We start from the raw sequence: 20,004 nt of genomic DNA, 5'->3' as shown, positions 1-20,004 counted from the left end.
GAAGCGCCCTCAGCCGGCTCAACGCCCGGGAGACCATGATGGAACCGTCAGCACATGTCGATACCTTCGCGCGCGACAATCTTCCGCCGCACGATCAATGGCCTGTCTTTCTGCTCGACAACCCGGACGTTAGCTACCCGGCGCGTTTCAATTGCGCGACGGAACTGCTCGACAGAACGATCGAAGCGGGGCATCGCGACCGTCCGGCAATCTGGTCCGACGTAGAGGGCAAGCCGCAGGCGACCACATACGGCGAACTGCTTGCCATGGTGAATCGCAGCGCGCATGTGCTGGTCGATGAAATGGGTTTGCAGCCGGGCAACCGCGTGCTGCTGCGCGGGCCGAACACCTTGCAGATGGCGGTGGCGGCGCTCGCCGCGCTCAAGGCCGGCCTCGTCGTGGTGCCCACCATGCCGCTGCTGCGGGCGAAAGAACTCAAGCAGATCATCGAGAAAGCGCAAGTCGGCGCCGCCCTATGCGACGCACGCCTGACCGATGAACTCGCGCGCTGCAACGATCCCCAGGACGAGTTCTACTGCGCGGGTCTCAAACAGACACGCCTGTTTCATGACGATTCCGCCGCTTCGCTCGACACCCTCGCGCGCAACAAACCGGACCACTTCACCGCGTGCGACACCGCCGCTGACGACGTCTGCCTGATCGCCTTCACCAGCGGCACCACGGGTGCACCGAAAGGCTGCATGCACTTTCACCGTGACGTGCTGGCCATGTGCGATCTGTTTCCGCGGCACGTTCTGAAGCCTTCATCGAGCGATGTATTTTGCGGCACGCCGCCGCTCGCCTTCACATTCGGACTGGGCGGACTACTGTGCTTTCCGCTGCGAGTCGGTGCATCGACGGTACTGATCGAGCGGCTCACGCCCGAAACCTTGCTGCAAACCGTCGAACGCTTTCATGCCACGATCATGTTCACCGCGCCGACCTTCTATCGGCAAATGGCGCCGCTCGTCGCGCATCACGACATTTCAAGCTTGAAGAAAACGGTGTCGGCAGGTGAGGCCTTGCCGGATTCGACGCGCCGTTTATGGCACGACGCCACGGGCATCGACATGATCGACGGGATCGGCGGTACGGAGTTGATCCATATTTTCATCTCCGCGCAAGGCGACGAGATTCGCCCGCATGCGATCGGACGCGCGGTGCCGGGCTACGTGGTGCAAGCCGTGGACGACGACATGCAGCCCGTCCCCGCCGGCACCATCGGCAAACTCGCGGTGCGCGGGCCGACCGGCTGCCGCTACCTGGCCGACGACCGCCAGATGAAGTTCGTACGCGACGGCTGGAACCTCCCCGGCGACTCTGTCTATCTGGACGAAGACGGTTACGTGTTTTATCAGGCTCGCGCCGACGACATGATCGTCTCCGCCGGCTACAACATATCCGGTCCGGAAGTGGAAAGCGTGCTGCTGCAACATGATGCGGTAGCCGAATGCGGCGTGATCGGCGCGCCTGACGAAACGCGTGGGCAAATCGTCAAAGCCTTCGTGGTGCTGAACCCGGGTTACACGCCCGGTGACGAACTGGTCGCGCAACTGCAGGATTTCGTGAAGAATAGCGTGGCGCCGTATAAATACCCGCGCACCATCGTATTCTTGACGTCGCTGCCGCGCACCGAAACCGGCAAGCTCAAGCGCTTTGAATTGCGTACGCTGAAATAGCTCCTCTTTCCGCGGCAACTATTTGTTTGGGATCGGAGACACACCACATGGCTGACTCTTTCATCGAAGTCGTCGCCCAGGATGGCGGCCGTTTCAATGCCTACATTGCGCGTCCGGCGCAAGGCTCGGGTCCAGGGCTCGTGCTGCTGCAAGAAATTTTCGGCATCAACGAGACCATGAGGGCGATGGCCGACCGCTTCGCCGAAGAAGGCTACGTGGTGCTGGTGCCGGATCTGTTCTGGCGGATCAAGCCGGGCATTTCTCTAGGTTACGGCGAGGCCGATATGAAGCAGGCGCTCGATTATCTCGGGCGCTTCGATGTCGATCTGGCCATCGACGATATCGCGGCAACAGTCGCGACCCTGCGTGCATTGCCCGAGCAGGCCGGCAAGGTAGGCGCAGTCGGTTATTGTCTTGGCGGCAAGCTCGCGTTCCTGAGCGCGGCACGCACTGACGTGGACTGCGCGGTCAGTTACTACGGCGTCGGCCTCGAAGCGAATCTGGATGAAGTACCGGCCGTACGCTGCCCGATGGTGTTCCACTTCCCCGAAAACGACGCGCATTGCCCGCCCGAAACGCGCGAGCGAATCAGCGCGGCGCTGCGCACGCGTCCACAGATCGAGCAATACGTGTACCCAGGCTGCGATCATGCGTTCGCCGCACCGTCACGCCCGCAGTACGACAAACCAGCCGCGATGATGGCCTATTCGCGCACGCTCGCGCTGCTGCGCAAAGTGCTGGGTCCCGTCTACGATCTGAACGCGCTGTGGGAGGCGCACTGCTACTACGAGTTCGCCACGCGCGACGTGGATGCGGTCATGCCCACCATGGTCGCGCAACCCTACGTCAATCACGTCCCCACCATGACGGGCGGCGTAGGTCACGACAAGCTCAAGCGTTTTTACACACATCACTTCGTCAATTCGAATCCTGCCGATACGAAGCTGATTCCAATCTCGCGCACGATCGGTGCCGATCGCATTGTCGACGAATTCATTTTTAGCTGCACGCATAGCTGCGAAATCGACTGGCTGCTGCCCGGTGTCGCGCCAACCGGCAAGTATTTCGAAGTGCCGATGCTGGCCGTAGTGTGCTTTCGCGGCGACAAGCTGTACAACGAGCACATCTACTGGGATCAGGCTTCCGTGCTCGTGCAGGTCGGTTTGCTGAATCCAGAGGGCCTGCCGGTGGCCGGCATAGAAAGCGCGCGCAAACTGCTCGACGAGACGTTGCCGTCGAATCAGTTAATGGGCACGAAGTCGCGAGTGTGACGTTTGACCGGGTTTGTGCCAGGTTTCGCCGGGCTTGTCCCGGCGTGAGCCGCAGGTAGCAACTAGAGCCCTGCCTCGGCACAACACCCCTATGATGTGACTCTTCACTGGCCAACCTCCCTCGACCCATGCTGATCGTCCATCATCTGAACAACTCCCGCTCGCAACGCGTGTTGTGGCTGCTCGAAGAACTCGGCGTTCCGTACGAGATCAAGCGCTACGAGCGTGACCCGAAAACGATGCTCGCGCCGTCCGAATTGCGCGCGATTCATCCACTCGGCAAGTCGCCCGTGATCGTGGACGACGGGCAGACCATCGCCGAATCGGGCGCGATCATCGAGTATCTGGTCGACAAGTACGGTCAAGGCCGCTTCGCTCCCGCCGCGGGCACGCCCGGGCGTCTGCGCTACACCTACTGGATGCACTATGCGGAAGGCTCGGCCATGCCGCCGCTGCTGCTCAAGCTGGTCGCCCTGCGTATCGCCGGCGCGCCGATGCCCTTCTTTGCCAAACCGATCGCCCGCAAGATCGCCGCGACGCTGCAGTCGAGTTTCATCGATCCGCAGTTGAAGCTGCACCTTGGCTACATCAACAAGGAATTGAGCGCGACCGGCTGGTTCGTCGGCACCGATTTCACGGCGGCCGACGTTCAGATGAGCTTTCCGCTCGAAGCCGCCACCGCGCGCGGCGGCATGGAAGGGCAGATTCCCGCTGTCGTCGATTTCCTCAAGCGTGTTCACGCCCGGCCGGCCTATCAACGGGCGCTGGAGCACGGCGGCAAGTACGAACTGCTGGGCGGCGACTGACACCCGGTTCCGCCCAGGAATTCGTAGTTGTGACCGAAAACTCGCGAGTGCTAGACTGAATTTCCCCATTGCCATCGACGGGTTGCCGCCCGGGTTCCCAACTTCGTGCCGAGCGGCGGAACGTCCGGCATTCGCCTCAAACCCGATCGCACCCGTTCGATCAAGGCAAAGGAGTCCCCGCATGACCCATTCCATCCACGGCAACAAGCGCTGGCTGGCACTGATCGTTCTGTGCCTCGGCGTGCTCATGATCGTGCTCGATACGACGATCGTGAACGTTGCGTTGCCGTCGATCGCAGCCGACCTCGGTTTTAGCGAGACCTCGCTGGTGTGGGTGGTCAATGCGTACATGCTCACGTTCGGCGGCTGCCTGCTGCTGGGCGGGCGGCTCGGCGATCTGTACGGCCACCGCAAGCTTTTTCTCGGCGGCATCACGCTGTTCACGCTGGCCTCGCTCGCTTGCGGCATGGCGAACTCGCAAATCCTGCTGGTATGCGCGCGTGCCGTGCAGGGCCTGGGCGGTGCGGTCGTCTCCGCTGTGTCGCTGTCGCTGATCATGAATCTGTTCACCGAGACCGGCGAACGGGCCAAGGCGATGGGCGTGTATGGTTTTGTCTGCGCGGGTGGCGGCAGCATCGGCGTCCTGCTCGGCGGCCTGCTGACCAACCTGCTGAGCTGGCACTGGATCTTTCTCGTCAACTTGCCGATTGGCATCGCCGTCTACGCGCTCTGTGTCGCGCTCCTGCCGTCCGCGCGCGGTCATGCTCATGGCGAACGGCTCGACGTGGCCGGTGCGGTGACGGTCACGGCTTCGTTGATGCTCGCCGTGTACGCGGTGGTGAACGGCAATGAAGCCGGCTGGACCTCGGCGCAAACGCTGGGTCTGCTGTTCGCCGCACTCGTGCTGCTGGCCGTGTTTCTTGTTATCGAAGCACGCGTGCAGCATCCGTTGATGCCGCTCGGTCTATTTCGCCTGCGCAATGTCGCGACCGCCAATGTGGTCGGCGTACTCTGGGCGGCGGCAATGTTCGCGTGGTTTTTCATCTCCGCGTTGTATCTGCAGCGCGTGCTCGGTTACCGGCCTTTGCAGGTCGGGCTCGCGTTTTTGCCGGCCAATCTGATCATGGCGTTCTTTTCGTTGGGTCTGTCGGCGCGCGTGGTGATGCGTTTCGGTCTGCGTGTGCCCCTTGCCGCTGGATTGCTCGTTGCAGCGGTCGGGCTCGCGCTGTTTGCACGGGCACCGGTCAACGGCAGCTTCGTGCTCGACGTGCTGCCCGGCATGATCCTGCTTGGCTTCGGTGCCGGCATCGCGTTCAATCCCATGCTGCTGGCCGCCATGAGCGACGTCGACCCGAGCGATTCGGGCCTCGCGTCCGGTATCGTCAATACGTCGTTCATGATGGGCGGCGCGCTCGGTCTCGCGGTGCTCGCAAGTCTCGCGGCCGCGCGCAGCGACGCGATGCAGGCTTCCGAAAGCGCCACAGCCGCGCTCAATGGCGGCTACCACGTGGCGTTTCTGTTCGGCGCGATCTTCGCGGCGGTTGCGGGTGTGCTGGGCGGGTTGTTGTTGCGTCCCGGGCAAGCTGGCGGTGCTCCTGCGGACGCGCATGAGCCCGGTCACGGCCCGTCGGCATCCGAAAAGCCTCGCGCCGCCGGCAATGAGGCGGCGACAGAAAACTACTGACCGGACCAACGCGGGGCAAACACGAAGCAGGGCATAGGAAGGAGCTCAGCTCATGACCACCCGCACCGACCGCAAAACCGCAAGCGCGATCAAATGCACCGGATCTTGCCTGGCTATGCTGGCTTCATGCAAACATGAGAGCCGAAATGAATCCCGTCGGAAAAGCGCTCTGGTTTATCGAAAGTCACTTTGCCCGCGCGCTGACGCTGGACGAAATCGCCAATGGCGGGTGCGTATCGCGCTTTCATCTGGCGCGTGCGTTTGAAGCAGCCACCGGGTTTTCGGTGATGCGCTACGTTCGCGCGCGCCGCTTGAGCGAAGCGGCACGACACCTGGCCGACGGTGCCCCCGATATCCTGGCGGTTGCTGTCGATGCCGGTTACGGTTCTCACGAAGCATTCACGCGAGCGTTTCGCGAGCAATTCGGGCTCACGCCCGAAGCGTTACGCACGCGTGGTCACCTCGACAACCTTGCTATCGTGGAGCCGATCAGAATGGACAAACCCTTTCTCACCCATCTCGAAGCGCCGCGTTTCGAAGACGGCAAACCGTTTCTCGTCGCGGGACTCAGCGAGCGCTATACGAGCGAAACCACCGCCGCGATTCCTTCGCAATGGCAGCGCTTTGGCGACTACTTCGGCAGCGTGCCGGGCCAGGTCGGCAACGTGGCGTATGGCGTCTGCTACAACGCCGACGACGCCGGCAATATCGATTATCTATGCGGCGTCGAAGTCAGCGACTTCTCAGCCTTGCCTGCCGAACTGAGCCGCTTGCGCATTGCCCCGCAACGTTACGCGGTGTTCCGCCACCGCGAGCACGTCTCGACCGTGCGGCACACGTGGAATGCGATCTGGAATCAATGGCTGCCGGAATCGGGACATGTTCCCGCCGACGCACCGAACTTCGAACGCTATGACGAAAAATTCGATCCGGTCACTGGTATGGGTGGGCTCGAGATCTGGTTGCCGTTGAAGGCCTAGTTCGGAACCACTACGCCGCGCATACCGCCACGAACGCATTGACGAGCGGCGCCGGCGCTTCGCTGAGCGCCGCTCGTTCGGGTTAAAAAAGCGTCGCGACAAAGGCGCGGCGTCCGGGTGCCTTTTCCGGCGACTGACACATTTTGTGCATTGCACCCAACACACGAGCAAAAAGTATCATCGGCTTCCGCCTTTTGCAGTGGCTGACCATTGCCCGCGACCACTACAGTTCTCGTCACCGTACGCTCGCACTGCTCCCAATCGCAGTGCCCGTATGGCGTTGCCAAAGAACATTCCAAAAGCGGAGACGAGAGTGAAATCTGTTCAATTATTGACAGCTTGCGCATTACTGGGCGCGAGCCTTCCCATGCTCGCGGCGGCACAGACCTGCAACGTTCCCGTGCTCAAGGTCCTCGCCCAGAAAAGCCTCGGCCTGACAGTCATGGAGAAGTCGCTGCCCGACTATGAAAAGCGCAGCGGCACCAAGATTGAAATCAACTACTTCGGCGAAAACGACCGTCGTTCGAAATCACGACTCGACGCGTCAACGGGCGCGGGTTCTTATCAAATCTACTATGTCGACGAGGCGAATGTCGCCGAATTCGCATCCGCGGGCTGGGTCGTACCGCTGCTGAAGTACTATCCGAAAGACGCGGACTATGACGATTTCCTGCCCGGCCGGCGTGCTGTCGCGAGCTATAAGGGCGTCGCGTATTTTGCCCCGCTGATCGGCGGCGGCGATTTCCTGTTCTACCGTCGCGACCTTCTCGAGAAGGCGCATCTACCGGTGCCGAAAACGCTCGACGAACTCGTCGCGGACATCAAAAAGCTCAACGCGCCGCCCAATATGTACGGTTGGGTTGCACGCGGACAACGCGGGTCGGGCATGAATGTGTGGCGCTGGGCGCCGTTCATGCTCGCCGAGGGCGGAACCTGGACCGATAAGAACCAGGCACCGGACTTCAATTCGCCGGCCGCGGTGAAGGCCACGCTGCTCTATCGCGATCTCTTCAAATATGCGCCTCCGGGTGCGGCGACGTACGACTGGAGCAATGCGCTCGAAGCGTTCCGTTCCGGCAAGGTCGCGTTCATGATCGAATCGACGCCATTCGCCGACTGGATGGAAGACCCGACCAAGTCCAGCGTGGCGGACAAGGTGGGATACGTGAGGCCGCCGGCACCGCTGCCGTCGGCGGCTTATGGCCACGGGCTCGCAATTTCTTCTGTCGGCGCCAAGGATGAATGCACGCGTCAGGCGGCGGGCAAGTTCATTGCCTGGGCGACGGGCAAGGATCAGGAGCAGGCCCGCCTGCGCGACAACGTTTTTAGCGACTACAACCGCACGAGCACGATCAGAAGCGATTACTTCCAGAAGCACGTCAAGCCGCAGATTCTCGCCGGCCTGAACGATACCAATCCGGTGACGAAGGTCACGATCTGGTCAAGCCCGCAGTGGCCCGACATCGGCGACAACCTCGGTATCGCGCTGGAGGAAGTGTTCGCGGGTACCCAGCCCGATGTTCAGGCCACGCTGAACGACGCCGTTCAGTACGCTCAGGATGCGATGGAGCACGGCACGAAGAAGTAATGTGAACGCCCCTCGCCGCATGCGTTATGCAGCAAGGGGCACCGCAGATCAGATCGTGGTCTCACGCGAACGCTGGGTTCGCGGGCTCTATGCTGTCGGAGACATCAATGTTCAATCGGGGCAAAACCAGCCTTCCGTTCGTATTTCTTGGGCCACCTCTTGCCGTAATGGCGATCCTCGGTCTGGTTCCTACCGTCGCGGCAATCAACCTCGCGTTGAAGAATCGCGTACTGCGCTACCCGGACAGCGAGTACGTCTGGCTGCGCAATTTCATCCGTCTGTTCTCGGACAGGCGCTTCCTCAATTCCATCGAAGTATCGGCCATCTGGGAAATTGTCACCGTGGTCGGCGCGGTCGCGGTGGGCGTTCTGATAGCGATCTATCTGTTCGAGCAGATCCACGGCCGGATGCGCAGCATCGTTTCGCTGTTGCTGATCGTGCCTGTACTTCTACCGCGCGTGTCGGCGGCCTTCATCTGGAAGTTCATGTATTCGCCGCTCACGGGCATTCTTAGCTGGTTTCTGGGTCTGCTGGGCGTCGAAAACACGGCTTTTCTCTCCGACCCTCACCTTGCGCTATATGCGGTGGCACTCGTCGACATCTGGCAGTGGGGGCTGTTCTTCGCAGTCGTCGTATTGAAGCTGCTCGAAACGCTGCCACCCGAACCGCTCGAGGCCGCCCGGCTGGACTATGCGCGCACGTGGCAAGTCTACGCGTATATCGCGCTGCCGATGCTGAAGGTGCCGATCATGAGCCTGGTGTTCATCAAGATGGTCGAGTCGCTGCGTTCGTTCGATCTCGTCTACGTGATGACCAAAGGCGGCCCTGGAATCACGACTGAAACCCTGGACATGTACGCTTATTCGCAAGGTATCGGTTTATCCGGGAAGGTCTCCTATGCGTCGAGTATGGCCGTGCTGATGATGGTTGCGACCACGCTGATTTTCACTTTCATCTGGAAGCGGGTGAACAAATGGGAAGACTGATTTCGCGAAGTGCCGCATGGTCGTTCGGCGTGGCGCTCGCGGTGGTTGCCGTGTTTCCGATATTCTGGGCATTCCTCAATTCACTGAAGAATCTGCTCGACATCGTCACGCCGACGCCGCGCTTCATTTTCACCCCGACGCTCGAAAACTACCGGCAGGTCGTGTCGAGCCCCGAGGTTCTGATTGGCCTCGGCAACAGCCTTTCCATTGTGGGCTGCGCTGTCGTGCTCGGCGCGCTGCTCGGCGTGCCCGCCGCCTATGTCATCGCGCGTTATCACGTCCCGGGAAAGCGCGACATCCAGTTCTTTCTCCTGTCGCTGCGATTTCTGCCGCCGGTTGCAGTCGCCATACCGTTGATCGCTATCTGGGTCGACCTCGGGCTGTACGACACGAAGTTGTCGATGGTGGTGACGTATCTGCTCGTCACGCTGTCAACCATTACATGGCTGTCGATTCCGGTATTTCAGCGTCTGCCGCGCGAAGTCGAAGAGGCCGCGACGTTGGATGGGTACGGCCCCTACGAAGTTTTCTGGCGGATTGCGTTGCCGGTCAGTGCAACCACGCTGATGGGAGGCATCGTGTTTAGCTTCGTACTGGTCTGGAATGAACTGATGATCGCGCTCGCCCTGACGTCGTCGCGAAGCGCGACGTTGCCGGTCGTTGCTTCCGCGTTCACGTCGCTCGGGCAGGAGGTGCCGTGGGGCGTGATCAACGCCTCCACCGTTCTGCTCGCCCTCCCCCCGCTCATTTTCGTCGGCGTCCTGAGCCGGCTGTTGAACTCAATGCTCAAAGGCAAGTAAGGAGAAAGTTTTGAAAGCTCTCGTACTCGAAGAAGCTCGCCAGCTCGCGCTTCGCGATATCGACCTGCCGCTCGAAGTCGGTCCTCGTGACGTCAAGATCAAGATTCACACGGTTGGCGTTTGCGGTAGTGACGTGCATTACTACACGCACGGGCAGATCGGTCCGTTCAAGGTTGACGCGCCGATGGTGCTTGGCCACGAAGCATCCGGAACAGTAGTCGAACTCGGCAGCGAGGTGACGAATCTGCGTGTGGGTGACCGCGTTTGCATGGAACCGGGCGTCCCGCAATTCGACTCGCCGGCCACGATGCGTGGGCTGTACAACCTGGATCCCGCGGTGCGTTTCTGGGCAACGCCTCCCATTCACGGTTGCCTGACGCCTTACGTCGTGCATCCCGCGGCATTCACCTTCCGCCTTCCCGACAATGTGTCGTTCGCGGAGGGCGCGATCGTCGAACCGCTATCGATCGGGCTGCAGGCAGCCAAGAAGGCTTCGATGAGGCCAGGCGACGTTGCCGTCGTCGTCGGCGCGGGAACGATCGGCGCGATGACGGCCCTTGCCGCCCTGGCGGGGGGTGCGTCGCGCGTCATTCTGGCAGACGTGATCGGCGAAAAGCTGGCGCTCTTCGCCGGCAATCCGGCGGTCACGACCGTGAACGTGCGTGAGCAGCGCCTCGCCGATGTTGTTCGGGACGTCACCACTGGCTGGGGTGCCGACGTTGTGTTCGAAGCGAGCGGCAACGCGAAGGTCTACGATGATCTGTTCGATCTCCTTTGCCCTGGCGGCTGTGCGGTCCTGGTCGGCATGCCAGTGGACCGCGTGCCGCTCGACGTCGTCGCGATGCAGGCGAAGGAGGTGCGCCTCGAATCGGTGTTCCGCTACGCGAATGTATTTCCGCGCGCGCTGGCGCTGATCAGCTCGGGAATGATCGATGTGAAGCCGTTTATCTCGCGCAAGTTCGCGTTCGCCGACGGCCTCAATGCGTTCGAAGAAGCGGCAGCAGGACGCCCGACCGATGTCAAGATCCAGATCGAAATGGACTGAGCCATGGCTAAAATCGTCTGTAGAGGCCTCACGAAACGCTACGATGGCGGCCAGCCGGTATTGCATCCGCTCGATATGGAAATTGACGACGGTGAGTTCGTCGTGTTGCTCGGACCATCCGGATGTGGCAAGTCCACGATGCTTCGCATGATTGCGGGTCTCGAAGGAATCACCGGGGGCGAACTTGCGATCGGCGACACGGTTGTGAACGACTTGCCGGCGCGCGAGCGTAACGTCGCGATGGTGTTTCAGAACTATGCGCTGTATCCGCACATGAGCGTGTACGACAACGTTGCGTTTGGTTTGCGCCGGCTGAAGGTGCCGGCGGCGGAAATCGACCGTCGCGTGCGGGAAGTCGCTGCGATGCTGAACCTCGACACCTTGCTCGATCGCAAACCGCGAGCCATGTCGGGAGGCCAGCAGCAGCGCGCGGCGATTGCCCGGGCAATGATCAAGACACCTGAGGTGTTTCTGTTCGATGAGCCGTTGTCCAACCTCGACGCGAAATTGCGAGCCCAGTTGCGCGGCGACATCAAGCGGCTGCATCAGCGCCTGAAGACGACGACGGTATATGTCACGCACGACCAGCTCGAAGCCATGACGCTCGCCGACCGTGTCATCCTGATGCGGGGCGGACAGATTGAGCAGGCCGGCACGCCGTCCGATCTCTACCACTTCCCGCATACGCTGTTCGCCGCGGGGTTTATCGGCACACCCGCGATGAATTTCATATCCGGAACGGTCGAGCGAGCCGCTGAAACGTGTTTCGTCCAGGTGCAGGGCCAGCGCTGGGCGCTTGCCGGACCGCGTTTCGCCACGCTGCAATCCGGCCAGGCGGTGAAACTGGCGATTCGGCCGAACTATCTGAAAGTGGCATCGGCAGACGATGAATTCGACTCGCTAAGGCTGCGCGGCAAAGTGGAGTTGATCGAACTGCTGGGCGCGGAGGCACTTGTCACGTTTGAATTCGCCGGCGAACGCCTGGCTGCCCTGATGCCGGCGAGTGACCTGCCTGAAGTGGATAGCGTGGTAACGTTTCAGTTCAAGGTGGCCGACCTGCATGTTTTCGATACCAGAACGGAGCAAAACGTCTCGTTGCCCGGTCCTAAGGTCGCCAGAACAATGCTTGCAGGTTCGCCACATCTGAACACGGGTGTGCAGGGAGCCGCTTTGCATTGACACACGAAGACGCGGCGTCGAGACAGCCGAGGAGGAGACGCGCTATGAATCCAGATCTGGAATTGGTGCACACGCGGCGGGACGAATCGTTCCGTGTTTGGGCGCACGACTATCCGCATACAGTAGCGAAATGGCACTTTCATCCGGAGTATGAAATTCACGTGATCCAGGCGTCGACCGGAAAATTCTTTGTCGGCGATTTCATTGGCGACTTCGCGCCCGGCAATCTGGTGATCACCGGGCCGAACTTGCCGCATAACTGGATCAGCGAAATCGGCGAGCGCGAAACCGTGCGGTCACGCGACGTGGTTCTGCAGTTCTCGCGTGACGCAGTCGAACGCATGGTGGCCGCATTCGCCGAGTTACACGCGATCGTCGGTCTGGTCGACGACGCGGCGCGCGGAATACAGTTTCCGGATGAGGTGGGCCGGACCATTGCCCCCATGATGCTGGAGCTTGCCGGGGCGCACGGTTGCCGCCGCGTCGAATTGTTGATGTCGATCTTCGACAGGCTGTCGTCGTGCACCGAGCGCACCTTGCTTGCGGGGCCCGCATACGATGTCAATGCGCATCGCTACATGCAATCCACAATCAATCAGGTGCTCTCGTACATCCAGCAAAACCTCCCTGGCACATTGCGTGAAACCGATGTCGCGGAACTTGCCGGCATGAGCGTGAGCACGTTCACCCGCTTTTTCCGGCGACATACCGGGTGTACGTTCGTGCAGTACCAGAACCGCCTGCGGATTAACGAGGCCTGTGAACTGCTGATGTGTTCGACGCTTAGCGTGACCGAGATCTGCTATCGCGTTGGCTTTAACAATCTGTCGAACTTCAATCGTCAATTCCTTTCAACGAAGGCGATGCCGCCGTCGAAATTCCGCGCGCTGCATCAGCTTAACGAACACATGATCGCGGCTTGACGTTTTGCTTCGACAAAACGCGCCGGCCGCAAGAACCAGGACGACACTCTTGACTTTCCTTGGAATCGACCTTGGGACCTCCGAGGTCAAAGCGCTACTCACAGACGACGAATCGCATACGCTGGCCACCGGCAGCGCACGACTTGAAGTCGAAAACCCTCACCCCCACTGGTCCGAACAGAGTCCGCAGGCGTGGTGGCACGCCACGCTCGATGCCGTCACGCAAGTACGAACGTCCAATCCCGCCGGCTTTTCGGCGCTACGTGGTATTGGGTTATCTGGACAGATGCATGGCGCGACCCTGCTCGATCGGGCCGGCCAGGTGTTACGTCCAGCGATTCTGTGGAACGACACACGGGCATCCGCCGAATGTGTGGAGCTTGAAGCGCTGGTTCCAGAATCGCGCCTGATTACCGGCAACCTTGCGATGCCGGGTTTCACGGCGCCGAAACTGCTCTGGCTGTCCAAGTACGAGCCGGCCGTGTTCCGCGCAGCGCACAAGGTCCTCTTGCCGAAAGACTACGTAGCGTGGCGGCTAACCGGCGAGTTCGTCTCCGACATGTCCGATGCGTCGGGCACACTGTGGCTCGACGTCGCGAAGCGCGACTGGTCGGACAGGATGCTCTCCGCGACCGGCCTGTCGCGTGAGCACATGCCCAGACTGGTGGAAGGCAGCGAGGCTGCGGCGCAGTTGAGCGACACTTTGCGGCGCGAATGGGGCATTGCCAACCCTGTGCTCCTGTGCGGCGGCGCGGGTGACAATGCGGCCAGCGCGATCGGCATGGGCGTCGCCGGGTCAGGCAGCGCGTTCCTGTCGTTGGGCACCTCCGGCGTGCTGTTTGCCGGGACTGACCGGTTTGCGCCAAATCCCGCGCAGGCGGTGCACGCGTTCTGCCATTGCTTGCCCGGCCGCTGGCATCAGATGAGCGTTATCCTGTCGGCGGCGTCAAGTCTCGCGTGGCTGTCCGACGTGCTCAGGAAAGATGTCGCCGATCTTGCCGGCGCGGCCGCGAATGCCGACGCACAGGGCGCGCCGCTGTTCCTGCCATACCTGAGCGGTGAGCGTACGCCTCATAATGATGCGAACGCGAAGGGGATGTTCTGGGGCCTCACCGGTGCCCACGGCGAGGCCGACCTTGCTTACAGTGTGATGGAAGGCGTAGCTTTCGCGATGGCCGACGGCTACGCAGCGCTGCAAGGCGCCGGCACAACGCTGGAAACGGCATCTTTCATCGGAGGCGGCTCGCGGAGCCGTTTCTGGGCAAAGCTGTGTGCAACCACCACTGGCGTTGCAATGCGCCGTCATCATGGCGGCGACGTCGGCGCTGCTTTAGGCGCGGCACGGCTTGCGCGGTTGGCCGTTACAAAGGAGAGCATCGCACAGGTGTGTACGTCACCCGCAACGATCGAGGTCTGCGAACCCGACGCCGCACAGCGGCCCATGATCGAGAACCGGCTTGCGCGATATCGCAGACTGTACGAGGCACTGAAAGGCATTTCTCTTTGATCTATGACGTCATGATTGCCGGCGGCGGCCATCCGCCAGTGGGCCGCAGCGCTCCCGATTTCGAGCTGCTCGACGCGGCTCGGATCGCGTCGCGCGGCATGCGTTAAGCTACCCGCATGGATATCCGCCAGCTCAAATACTTCGTTGCCATCGTCGATTGCGGCAGCCTCTCGAAGGCGGCCGAACAGCTTTGCGTGGCGCAGCCTTCGCTTAGCCAGCAGGTCGCCGGGCTCGAAACCGAACTGAAAACAACCCTGCTGTTGCGCAGCCACCAGGGCGTCCAGCCGACCGAAGCCGGTCGCGCACTCTATCTTCGCGCTCGCGACGTGCTCCGTCAGATGGCGCAGATTCCCCTCGCGGTGCAGGTCAATGGCACGGAATCCGGGCAGGTTGCGATCGGCTTGCCGACCAGCGTCGCGGTCGTGTTCGCGCTACCCATGTTCAACTACGTACGGCGTCACTATCCCGGCATCCGTTTGCAGATCGTCGAAGGCATGAGCGGATACCTCGCCGAATTGATGGCGAACGGGCGCCTCGATATGGCCATCCTGTTTCGCGAGTCGGAAACGCGAGGCGTCTCGGTACATCCGCTGTTCGAGGAAAACCTGTTCGTGTTCGGACAGATCGCCGGCATCGGCCCGGCGCATGACGTCACGTTGCGTCAACTCGCGAATGTGCCGATGGTTCTACCGAGCGCGGCGAACGGTTTGCGCGTGCTGATCGAGCGCGCCTTCGCACGCGAAGGCATCGAGCCCGATATCGTCGCCGACGTCGACTCGCTGCCGACCATGCTCGCCATCGCACGCCAGGGCGAGGTGGTGACGATCGTTTCGTCGGATGCATTCGGGCGCAACACCGCGGACCAGCATCTGATCCATCGGCTGATCGATCCCGAGATCAGCCGTCCCGTCGGCTTGTGTGTGCCGAATGCGCTGCCCACCAGCGCCGCGTCGCTGGCGATTCAGAAGGTGGTCACACGCCTTGTCGCCGAGCTGGTCGAAAGCGGCGTCTGGTCCGGTGTGCTGCCCCCCAACGGCGCCGGCACGTCATAGCTATAGGCGTCGCCTATACCCGGTAGCTCCAATCTGTATTTCACGCCGATGCGGCACGCGTCTACATTGTGGCCTTCGCAGTCGATAAGAGATGCTCGCACAGAGCCCGAAGGAGACGCATGTACACCCAGATTTTCGACCCCGTCGCGCACTCGATAGGGGCTTCCGCATTTTTCGCCGTTCTTCCCCTGCTCACCCTGTTCGTCCTGCTAGGCGTCCTGCGCTTGCAGGCGCGCTGGGCAGCACTTGCTTCCCTCGCGGCGTCGATGGCGGTCGCCATTTTCGTCTACGGGATGCCCGCCGGGCAAACAGCCAGTGGCGCGCTCGAGGGCGCCGCGATCGGCTTCTTTCCGATCATCTGGATTGGCATCAACGCAATCTGGCTGTTCAAGCTGACTCAGGAAAGCGGCCACGCCGACGTGCTGCGGCGCGCCCTCGCCCGCGTCAGCGCCGACCAGCGCGTGCAAGCGGTGCTGATCGCGTTCTGCTTCGGCGCCCTGCTGGAAGCGCTGGCCGGCGGTGGTGCGCCGGTCGCGATCTGCGCGGTGCTGCTGATCTCGATCGGTGTCGAGCCGTTGAAGGCCGCAGCGGTTTGCCTGATCGCCGATACCAGCCCGGTCGCGTTCGGCGCGCTGGGCTTGCCCATTACCGTGCTCGCCAAGATCACCCGTTTGCCGGTTCATGAGATCAGCGTGATGGTGGGACGGCAAACGCCATTGCTGTCGCTCTTCATTCCGCTGATCCTCGTATTCATCGTCGACGGCCGGCGTGGCATAAAGGAAGTCTGGCCGCTCGCGCTCGTCACCGGAGTCGTGTTCGCGTTCACGCAGTTTGCAGGGTCGATGCTGCTGCCGGTCGAACTCGTCGATATTGTCGCCGCATTGATCTGCGCGGGCGCTTCGATCGCGTTCCTGCGTCTCTGGTCACCGGGCGTGTTGCGCGCCGACCTGGCCGGCGCGGGAGCGGTCGTTGTCAATTCCGGTGCCCATCAACGTCCCGACGCCGACCATGGTCATGGCCTCGCGAGTGCGTCCCACAGCGCCACCATGGCTATGCCGATGCCGGGCTCAGGCGCGCAGTTCCACCATTCAGCCGTACGCGGCAATGCATCAGCCGACACTGCCCAGGCGCCCGATTCGCGCGCCGAGATTCTGCGCGCGCTCGCCCCCTACGCCGCCGTGATCCTGGTCGTCGCAGCGACGCAGATCGGCTTTATCGGTCACGCACTGGGTGTCGTCACGTCGACGTTCGCATGGCCCGGCCTGCACGTGGTCGATCCGAAAGGGGCCGCCGTATCGGCTACCGGCGCCAAGTTCGAATGGCTGCTTTCCGCTGGCTCGATCGTATTGATCGCCGGTTTGCTGTCCGCGCCGATCCTTAAGGTCAGCGCACCGGTTGCCGCCCGGACCTATTTGAAGAATCTTCACGAACTGCGCTGGGCGGTCTTCACGGTGTGCTGCGTAGTCGGCGTGGCGTACGTGATGAACCTGTCCGGCCAGATCGTGACGCTCGGCATCTGGGCGGCCAAGGCGGGTCCGGCTTTCGCACCGGTGTCGCCGATTCTCGGCTGGTTCGCAACCGCCCTCACCGGCTCGGATACGTCGGCGAATGCGCTGTTCGGCATGTTGCAACTCACCACCGCCCATCACACCGGGCTGTCCGACATTCTGTTGACCGCGGCCAATACGTCGGGCGGTGTTGTCGGCAAGGCGATATCGCCGCAGAACCTCGCGGTCGGCGCGGTGGCCGTCGGCATGATGGGCAAGGAAGGCGTGTTGTTCAGACGCGTGGCCGGCTGGACGGTCCTGATGATCGCGGCGCTCAGTCTGCTGGTCTACCTCCAGTCCACGCCGGTGCTCGGCTGGATGGTGCCGTGATCGGCCCGGCCACCGCGGTGCCGCAGCGGGTGTCATGCCGTGTGTCGTGCCGCATGTGGTGCCGTGTCGCAAGAAAAGCCTGAGCACCCGTTTTACGCATTGAAATAGTGAGGATATGCAGAAGATGAACCATCCACTCAACGACATCACGGTCGTCTCGATCGAGCAGGCGATTGCCGCGCCGCTGGCAAGCCGGCATCTGGCCGATTGGGGCGCGCGCGTCATCAAGATCGAGCGCCCGGAGGTCGGCGACTTCGCCCGCAACTACGATACCGCGATGGATGGCCTGTCGAGCCAGTTCGTCTGGACCAATCGCTCGAAGGAAAGTCTCGCGCTCGACATCAAGACCGGTCCCGGGCAGGAAACGCTCGAAGCGCTGCTCGCCCGTGCCGACGTCTTTATCCAGAATCTGGCGCCCGGTGCGGCAGAGCGTCAGGGGCTCGACGCGAAGTCCCTGGTCGCGCGCTTCCCGCAACTGATCGCCTGCGACATTTCCGGGTACGGCTCCAACGGACCCTACAGCAACAAGAAGGCCTACGACCTGCTGGTGCAGTGCGAGACCGGTTTCCTGTCCATCAACGGCACGCCCGAGACGCCGTCGAAATGCGGTCTCGCGATTGCTGACATCGCCACTGGCATGTACGCGCTGAACGGCATCCTGATGGGCCTGCATCAACGCTCGCGCACCGGCAAAGGCATGGCGTTCGAAGTCTCGCTGTTCGATGCGCTGACCGAGTGGATGAGCTATCCGGCGTACTACACGCGCGGCCGCGGCGAGCCGGTGCCGCGCAGTGGCGCCCGGCACGCAACCATCGCACCGTATGGTCCATTCGCGACCGGCGACGGCAAGACGGTTTTCTTCGGTATCCAGAACGAACGCGAGTGGCTCAGCTTCTGCACAGTCGTACTCGACGACGCGGCCATCGCGGTCGAACCACGCTACGCTTCGAACTCGCTACGGGTTGCGAATCGCGAGGCGCTGGAACGGACCATCGAGGAGCGCTTTGCCGCGTGGAGCAGCGCGCAGGTACTGGAACGGCTCGATCGCGCGTCGATTGCGAACGGCATGATGAACGACGTCGAAGCACTCCTCGATCATCCCCAGCTACGCGAGCGCAATCGCTACCGCAGTGTTGAAACCGAGAGCGGTCCCCACGATATGTTCCTTCCGCCGGTGACGATCCCGGGGATCGAGCCCGTCATGGGTCCGGTACCGGCAGTTGGCCAGCATACCGACGCCATTCTCGCGGAAATCGCAGCGGATACACACTCGCAACGGAGCGGCGTATGAGTCAACGCGAATCGAATCCGCAGCGGCGCCCACGTACGACGCGCACCGTGCTCGCGGTGCCTGGACATCGCTTCAATATGCTGCAATCGGCGGCGGCTAGCGCGGCTGATGCAGTGTTCATCGATCTTGAGGATGCTGTCCCTGTCGACAAAAAAGACGAGGCGCTCAAAACTGCCGTGCAGGCACTCGCCGAACTCGACTGGGGCGACAAGACGGTCAGCGTCAGGATCAATGCGAACGAGAAAGGCATCGACGCGCACGAGGTCCGGACCTTGACCGCCGAAGCGCGGCGGCTCGATTCGATTCTCGTTCCGAAGGTGGAATCGGCGGACGTGATTGCCCAGGTAGAGCAGTCGCTGAGCGCGCGGCCCGAGTCATTCGCGCCGCTCGAAATCGAGGCGTTGATCGAGACGGCGCGCGGCGTGATGAATGTCGATAGCATTGCCGGGGCAAGTAACCGGCTCACGGCCTTGCATTTCGGGGTCGGCGATTTTTCGGCGTCCATCGGCGCGCGCAACGTCGAGATCGGCGGCACGCATGCCGGTTATGCCGTGACGCTCAAGGACGAAGCGGGCCACTACAGCGCCACGCCCCTCGACCTCTGGACGTACCCGATGATGCGGATTCTGGTCGCCGCGCGCGCTTTTGGACTGCGTGCGATAGATGGTCCATGCGGCGCGTTTCGCGATCTCGTCCTGACGCGAGCCTGGGCACTGAAAGCCGCGGCGATGGGTTACGACGGCAAGCAGGTCATCCATCCCGGGCAGATCGAGCCGACCCGTTCGGCGTTCTCACCGACCGACGACGAAGTGCGCGCCGCCCGCAAAACGGTAGAAGCGCTCGAAGCAGCGCAAGCCGCGGGCCTCGCAGCCATATCGCTCGACGGCAAGCTGGTCGATTTCGCGAACGTGCGGATGGCGCAGCGCATCCTTGCGATGGCGGAACGGGGCTGAGCGACCGGTACGCTGCGAGAGGCGTTTGCCAAAGCGGCAGTGCAGTCGCAGCCGAATACGCGCATGGATGCTGAGACTTGCCGCAACGGCACTTCCTCGTGGAACCCGATCTGATTTCTGTTCAGCGCGGCCATCGCCGGCGAGAGACAACGGCAAAGCTCACGGCGATCGAGCCCCCTTGCATGCGGCCATCGTCTGCCGGGAAGGCATCAGCGAACCGGGGGCGGCGCTCCCGCCCCACTAACCGCGCCTGCGCAGGTTCGGGATTGGCGGTGACGTCGTCAACCGGGACATCTGCACGGTCCGTGCGGTTTGCGCGACACTTAGCATTGGGTAAGGCCATGGACAATCCCGCGTTGAGAGACATATCCGTATTGAACAAC

16 protein-coding genes are annotated in these 20,004 nt (G+C 62.0%); all 16 read left to right on the top strand.

The genetic code is table 11. The features are described from left to right. Positions 1-38: 38 nt before the first annotated feature. The 16 genes from HWX91_RS37300 to HWX91_RS37225 all read left to right on the top strand — a co-directional run bounded on the left by HWX91_RS37300 (position 39) and on the right by HWX91_RS37225 (position 19,621). On the top strand, positions 39-1,679 hold the full coding sequence (locus tag HWX91_RS37300) for an AMP-binding protein (protein WP_028195360.1): 1,641 nt from the start codon (positions 39-41) through the stop codon (positions 1,677-1,679). Between the two features lie 47 nt (positions 1,680-1,726). Continuing rightward, positions 1,727-2,950 carry a dienelactone hydrolase family protein gene (locus HWX91_RS37295; RefSeq protein ID WP_028195361.1) on the top strand — a complete coding sequence of 408 codons (1,224 nt, stop codon included), beginning with the start codon at positions 1,727-1,729 and terminating at the stop codon, positions 2,948-2,950. A gap of 128 nt (positions 2,951-3,078) precedes the next feature. After that, positions 3,079-3,756 carry a glutathione S-transferase family protein gene (locus HWX91_RS37290; RefSeq protein WP_028195362.1) on the top strand — a complete coding sequence of 226 codons (678 nt, stop codon included), beginning with the start codon at positions 3,079-3,081 and terminating at the stop codon, positions 3,754-3,756. 181 nt (positions 3,757-3,937) lie between these two features. Then, entirely contained in the window at positions 3,938-5,440 is a 1,503-nt protein-coding gene (locus HWX91_RS37285; RefSeq protein WP_028195363.1) for a DHA2 family efflux MFS transporter permease subunit, read from the top strand. Positions 5,441-5,586: 146 nt separating this feature from the next. Next, positions 5,587-6,420 carry an AraC family transcriptional regulator gene (locus HWX91_RS37280; protein WP_028195364.1) on the top strand — a complete coding sequence of 278 codons (834 nt, stop codon included), beginning with the start codon at positions 5,587-5,589 and terminating at the stop codon, positions 6,418-6,420. A gap of 274 nt (positions 6,421-6,694) precedes the next feature. Next, positions 6,695-8,008: an ABC transporter substrate-binding protein gene (locus tag HWX91_RS37275; protein WP_052660651.1), complete on the top strand. Its 1,314-nt coding sequence runs from the start codon at positions 6,695-6,697 to the stop codon at positions 8,006-8,008. 107 nt (positions 8,009-8,115) lie between these two features. Beyond that, positions 8,116-8,994: a carbohydrate ABC transporter permease gene (locus HWX91_RS37270; RefSeq protein WP_028195366.1), complete on the top strand. Its 879-nt coding sequence runs from the start codon at positions 8,116-8,118 to the stop codon at positions 8,992-8,994. Next, the gene (locus HWX91_RS37265) at positions 8,982-9,794 is read left to right on the top strand and encodes a carbohydrate ABC transporter permease (protein WP_028195367.1); all 813 of its coding nucleotides are present in this window, start codon (positions 8,982-8,984) and stop codon (positions 9,792-9,794) included. The genes HWX91_RS37270 and HWX91_RS37265 overlap by 13 nt, the downstream gene beginning before the upstream one ends. A gap of 10 nt (positions 9,795-9,804) precedes the next feature. Further along, complete coding sequence (locus HWX91_RS37260) at positions 9,805-10,839, top strand: NAD(P)-dependent alcohol dehydrogenase (protein ID WP_028195368.1); 1,035 nt, start codon at positions 9,805-9,807, stop codon at positions 10,837-10,839. 3 nt (positions 10,840-10,842) lie between these two features. Continuing rightward, positions 10,843-12,018: an ABC transporter ATP-binding protein gene (locus tag HWX91_RS37255; protein ID WP_028195369.1), complete on the top strand. Its 1,176-nt coding sequence runs from the start codon at positions 10,843-10,845 to the stop codon at positions 12,016-12,018. Between the two features lie 44 nt (positions 12,019-12,062). Next, positions 12,063-12,941 carry an AraC family transcriptional regulator gene (locus tag HWX91_RS37250; RefSeq protein ID WP_028195370.1) on the top strand — a complete coding sequence of 293 codons (879 nt, stop codon included), beginning with the start codon at positions 12,063-12,065 and terminating at the stop codon, positions 12,939-12,941. Between the two features lie 49 nt (positions 12,942-12,990). Next, entirely contained in the window at positions 12,991-14,448 is a 1,458-nt protein-coding gene (xylB, locus tag HWX91_RS37245) for a xylulokinase (protein ID WP_028195371.1), read from the top strand. A 116-nt stretch (positions 14,449-14,564) separates the two neighbouring features. Continuing rightward, the gene (locus HWX91_RS37240; protein WP_028195372.1) at positions 14,565-15,500 is read left to right on the top strand and encodes a LysR substrate-binding domain-containing protein; all 936 of its coding nucleotides are present in this window, start codon (positions 14,565-14,567) and stop codon (positions 15,498-15,500) included. A 119-nt stretch (positions 15,501-15,619) separates the two neighbouring features. Beyond that, positions 15,620-17,377, top strand: coding sequence for an L-lactate permease (locus HWX91_RS37235; RefSeq protein WP_028195373.1), 1,758 nt, complete (start codon positions 15,620-15,622; stop codon positions 17,375-17,377). A gap of 124 nt (positions 17,378-17,501) precedes the next feature. Continuing rightward, a complete protein-coding gene (locus HWX91_RS37230; RefSeq protein WP_028195374.1) occupies positions 17,502-18,668 on the top strand; it encodes a CaiB/BaiF CoA transferase family protein in 1,167 nt (388 codons plus the stop codon). After that, positions 18,665-19,621: an HpcH/HpaI aldolase/citrate lyase family protein gene (locus HWX91_RS37225; RefSeq protein ID WP_028195375.1), complete on the top strand. Its 957-nt coding sequence runs from the start codon at positions 18,665-18,667 to the stop codon at positions 19,619-19,621. The genes HWX91_RS37230 and HWX91_RS37225 overlap by 4 nt, the downstream gene beginning before the upstream one ends. Positions 19,622-20,004 lie beyond the last annotated feature (383 nt).

It is taken from the genome of Paraburkholderia fungorum (assembly GCF_902833645.1).
GTDB lineage: Bacteria > Pseudomonadota > Gammaproteobacteria > Burkholderiales > Burkholderiaceae > Paraburkholderia > Paraburkholderia fungorum.
Note: the sequence above shows the minus strand (reverse complement) of the source record. Positions and strands in the feature narration are given on the sequence as shown.

Bases quoted from the DNA above. Each gene is read 5' to 3' on its own strand.
- HWX91_RS37290 (WP_028195362.1), top strand. From the start codon at position 3,079: ATGCTGATCGTCCATCATCTGAACAACTCCCGCTCGCAACGCGTGTTG.
- HWX91_RS37235 (WP_028195373.1), top strand. From the start codon at position 15,620: ATGTACACCCAGATTTTCGACCCCGTCGCGCACTCGATAGGGGCTTCC.
- HWX91_RS37275 (WP_052660651.1), top strand. From the start codon at position 6,695: ATGGCGTTGCCAAAGAACATTCCAAAAGCGGAGACGAGAGTGAAATCT.
- HWX91_RS37230 (WP_028195374.1), top strand. From the start codon at position 17,502: ATGAACCATCCACTCAACGACATCACGGTCGTCTCGATCGAGCAGGCG.
- HWX91_RS37270 (WP_028195366.1), top strand. From the start codon at position 8,116: ATGTTCAATCGGGGCAAAACCAGCCTTCCGTTCGTATTTCTTGGGCCA.
- HWX91_RS37265 (WP_028195367.1), top strand. From the start codon at position 8,982: ATGGGAAGACTGATTTCGCGAAGTGCCGCATGGTCGTTCGGCGTGGCG.
- HWX91_RS37250 (WP_028195370.1), top strand. From the start codon at position 12,063: ATGAATCCAGATCTGGAATTGGTGCACACGCGGCGGGACGAATCGTTC.
- HWX91_RS37295 (WP_028195361.1), top strand. From the start codon at position 1,727: ATGGCTGACTCTTTCATCGAAGTCGTCGCCCAGGATGGCGGCCGTTTC.
- HWX91_RS37300 (WP_028195360.1), top strand. From the start codon at position 39: ATGGAACCGTCAGCACATGTCGATACCTTCGCGCGCGACAATCTTCCG.
- HWX91_RS37280 (WP_028195364.1), top strand. From the start codon at position 5,587: ATGAATCCCGTCGGAAAAGCGCTCTGGTTTATCGAAAGTCACTTTGCC.
- HWX91_RS37225 (WP_028195375.1), top strand. From the start codon at position 18,665: ATGAGTCAACGCGAATCGAATCCGCAGCGGCGCCCACGTACGACGCGC.
- HWX91_RS37255 (WP_028195369.1), top strand. From the start codon at position 10,843: ATGGCTAAAATCGTCTGTAGAGGCCTCACGAAACGCTACGATGGCGGC.
- HWX91_RS37285 (WP_028195363.1), top strand. From the start codon at position 3,938: ATGACCCATTCCATCCACGGCAACAAGCGCTGGCTGGCACTGATCGTT.
- HWX91_RS37240 (WP_028195372.1), top strand. From the start codon at position 14,565: ATGGATATCCGCCAGCTCAAATACTTCGTTGCCATCGTCGATTGCGGC.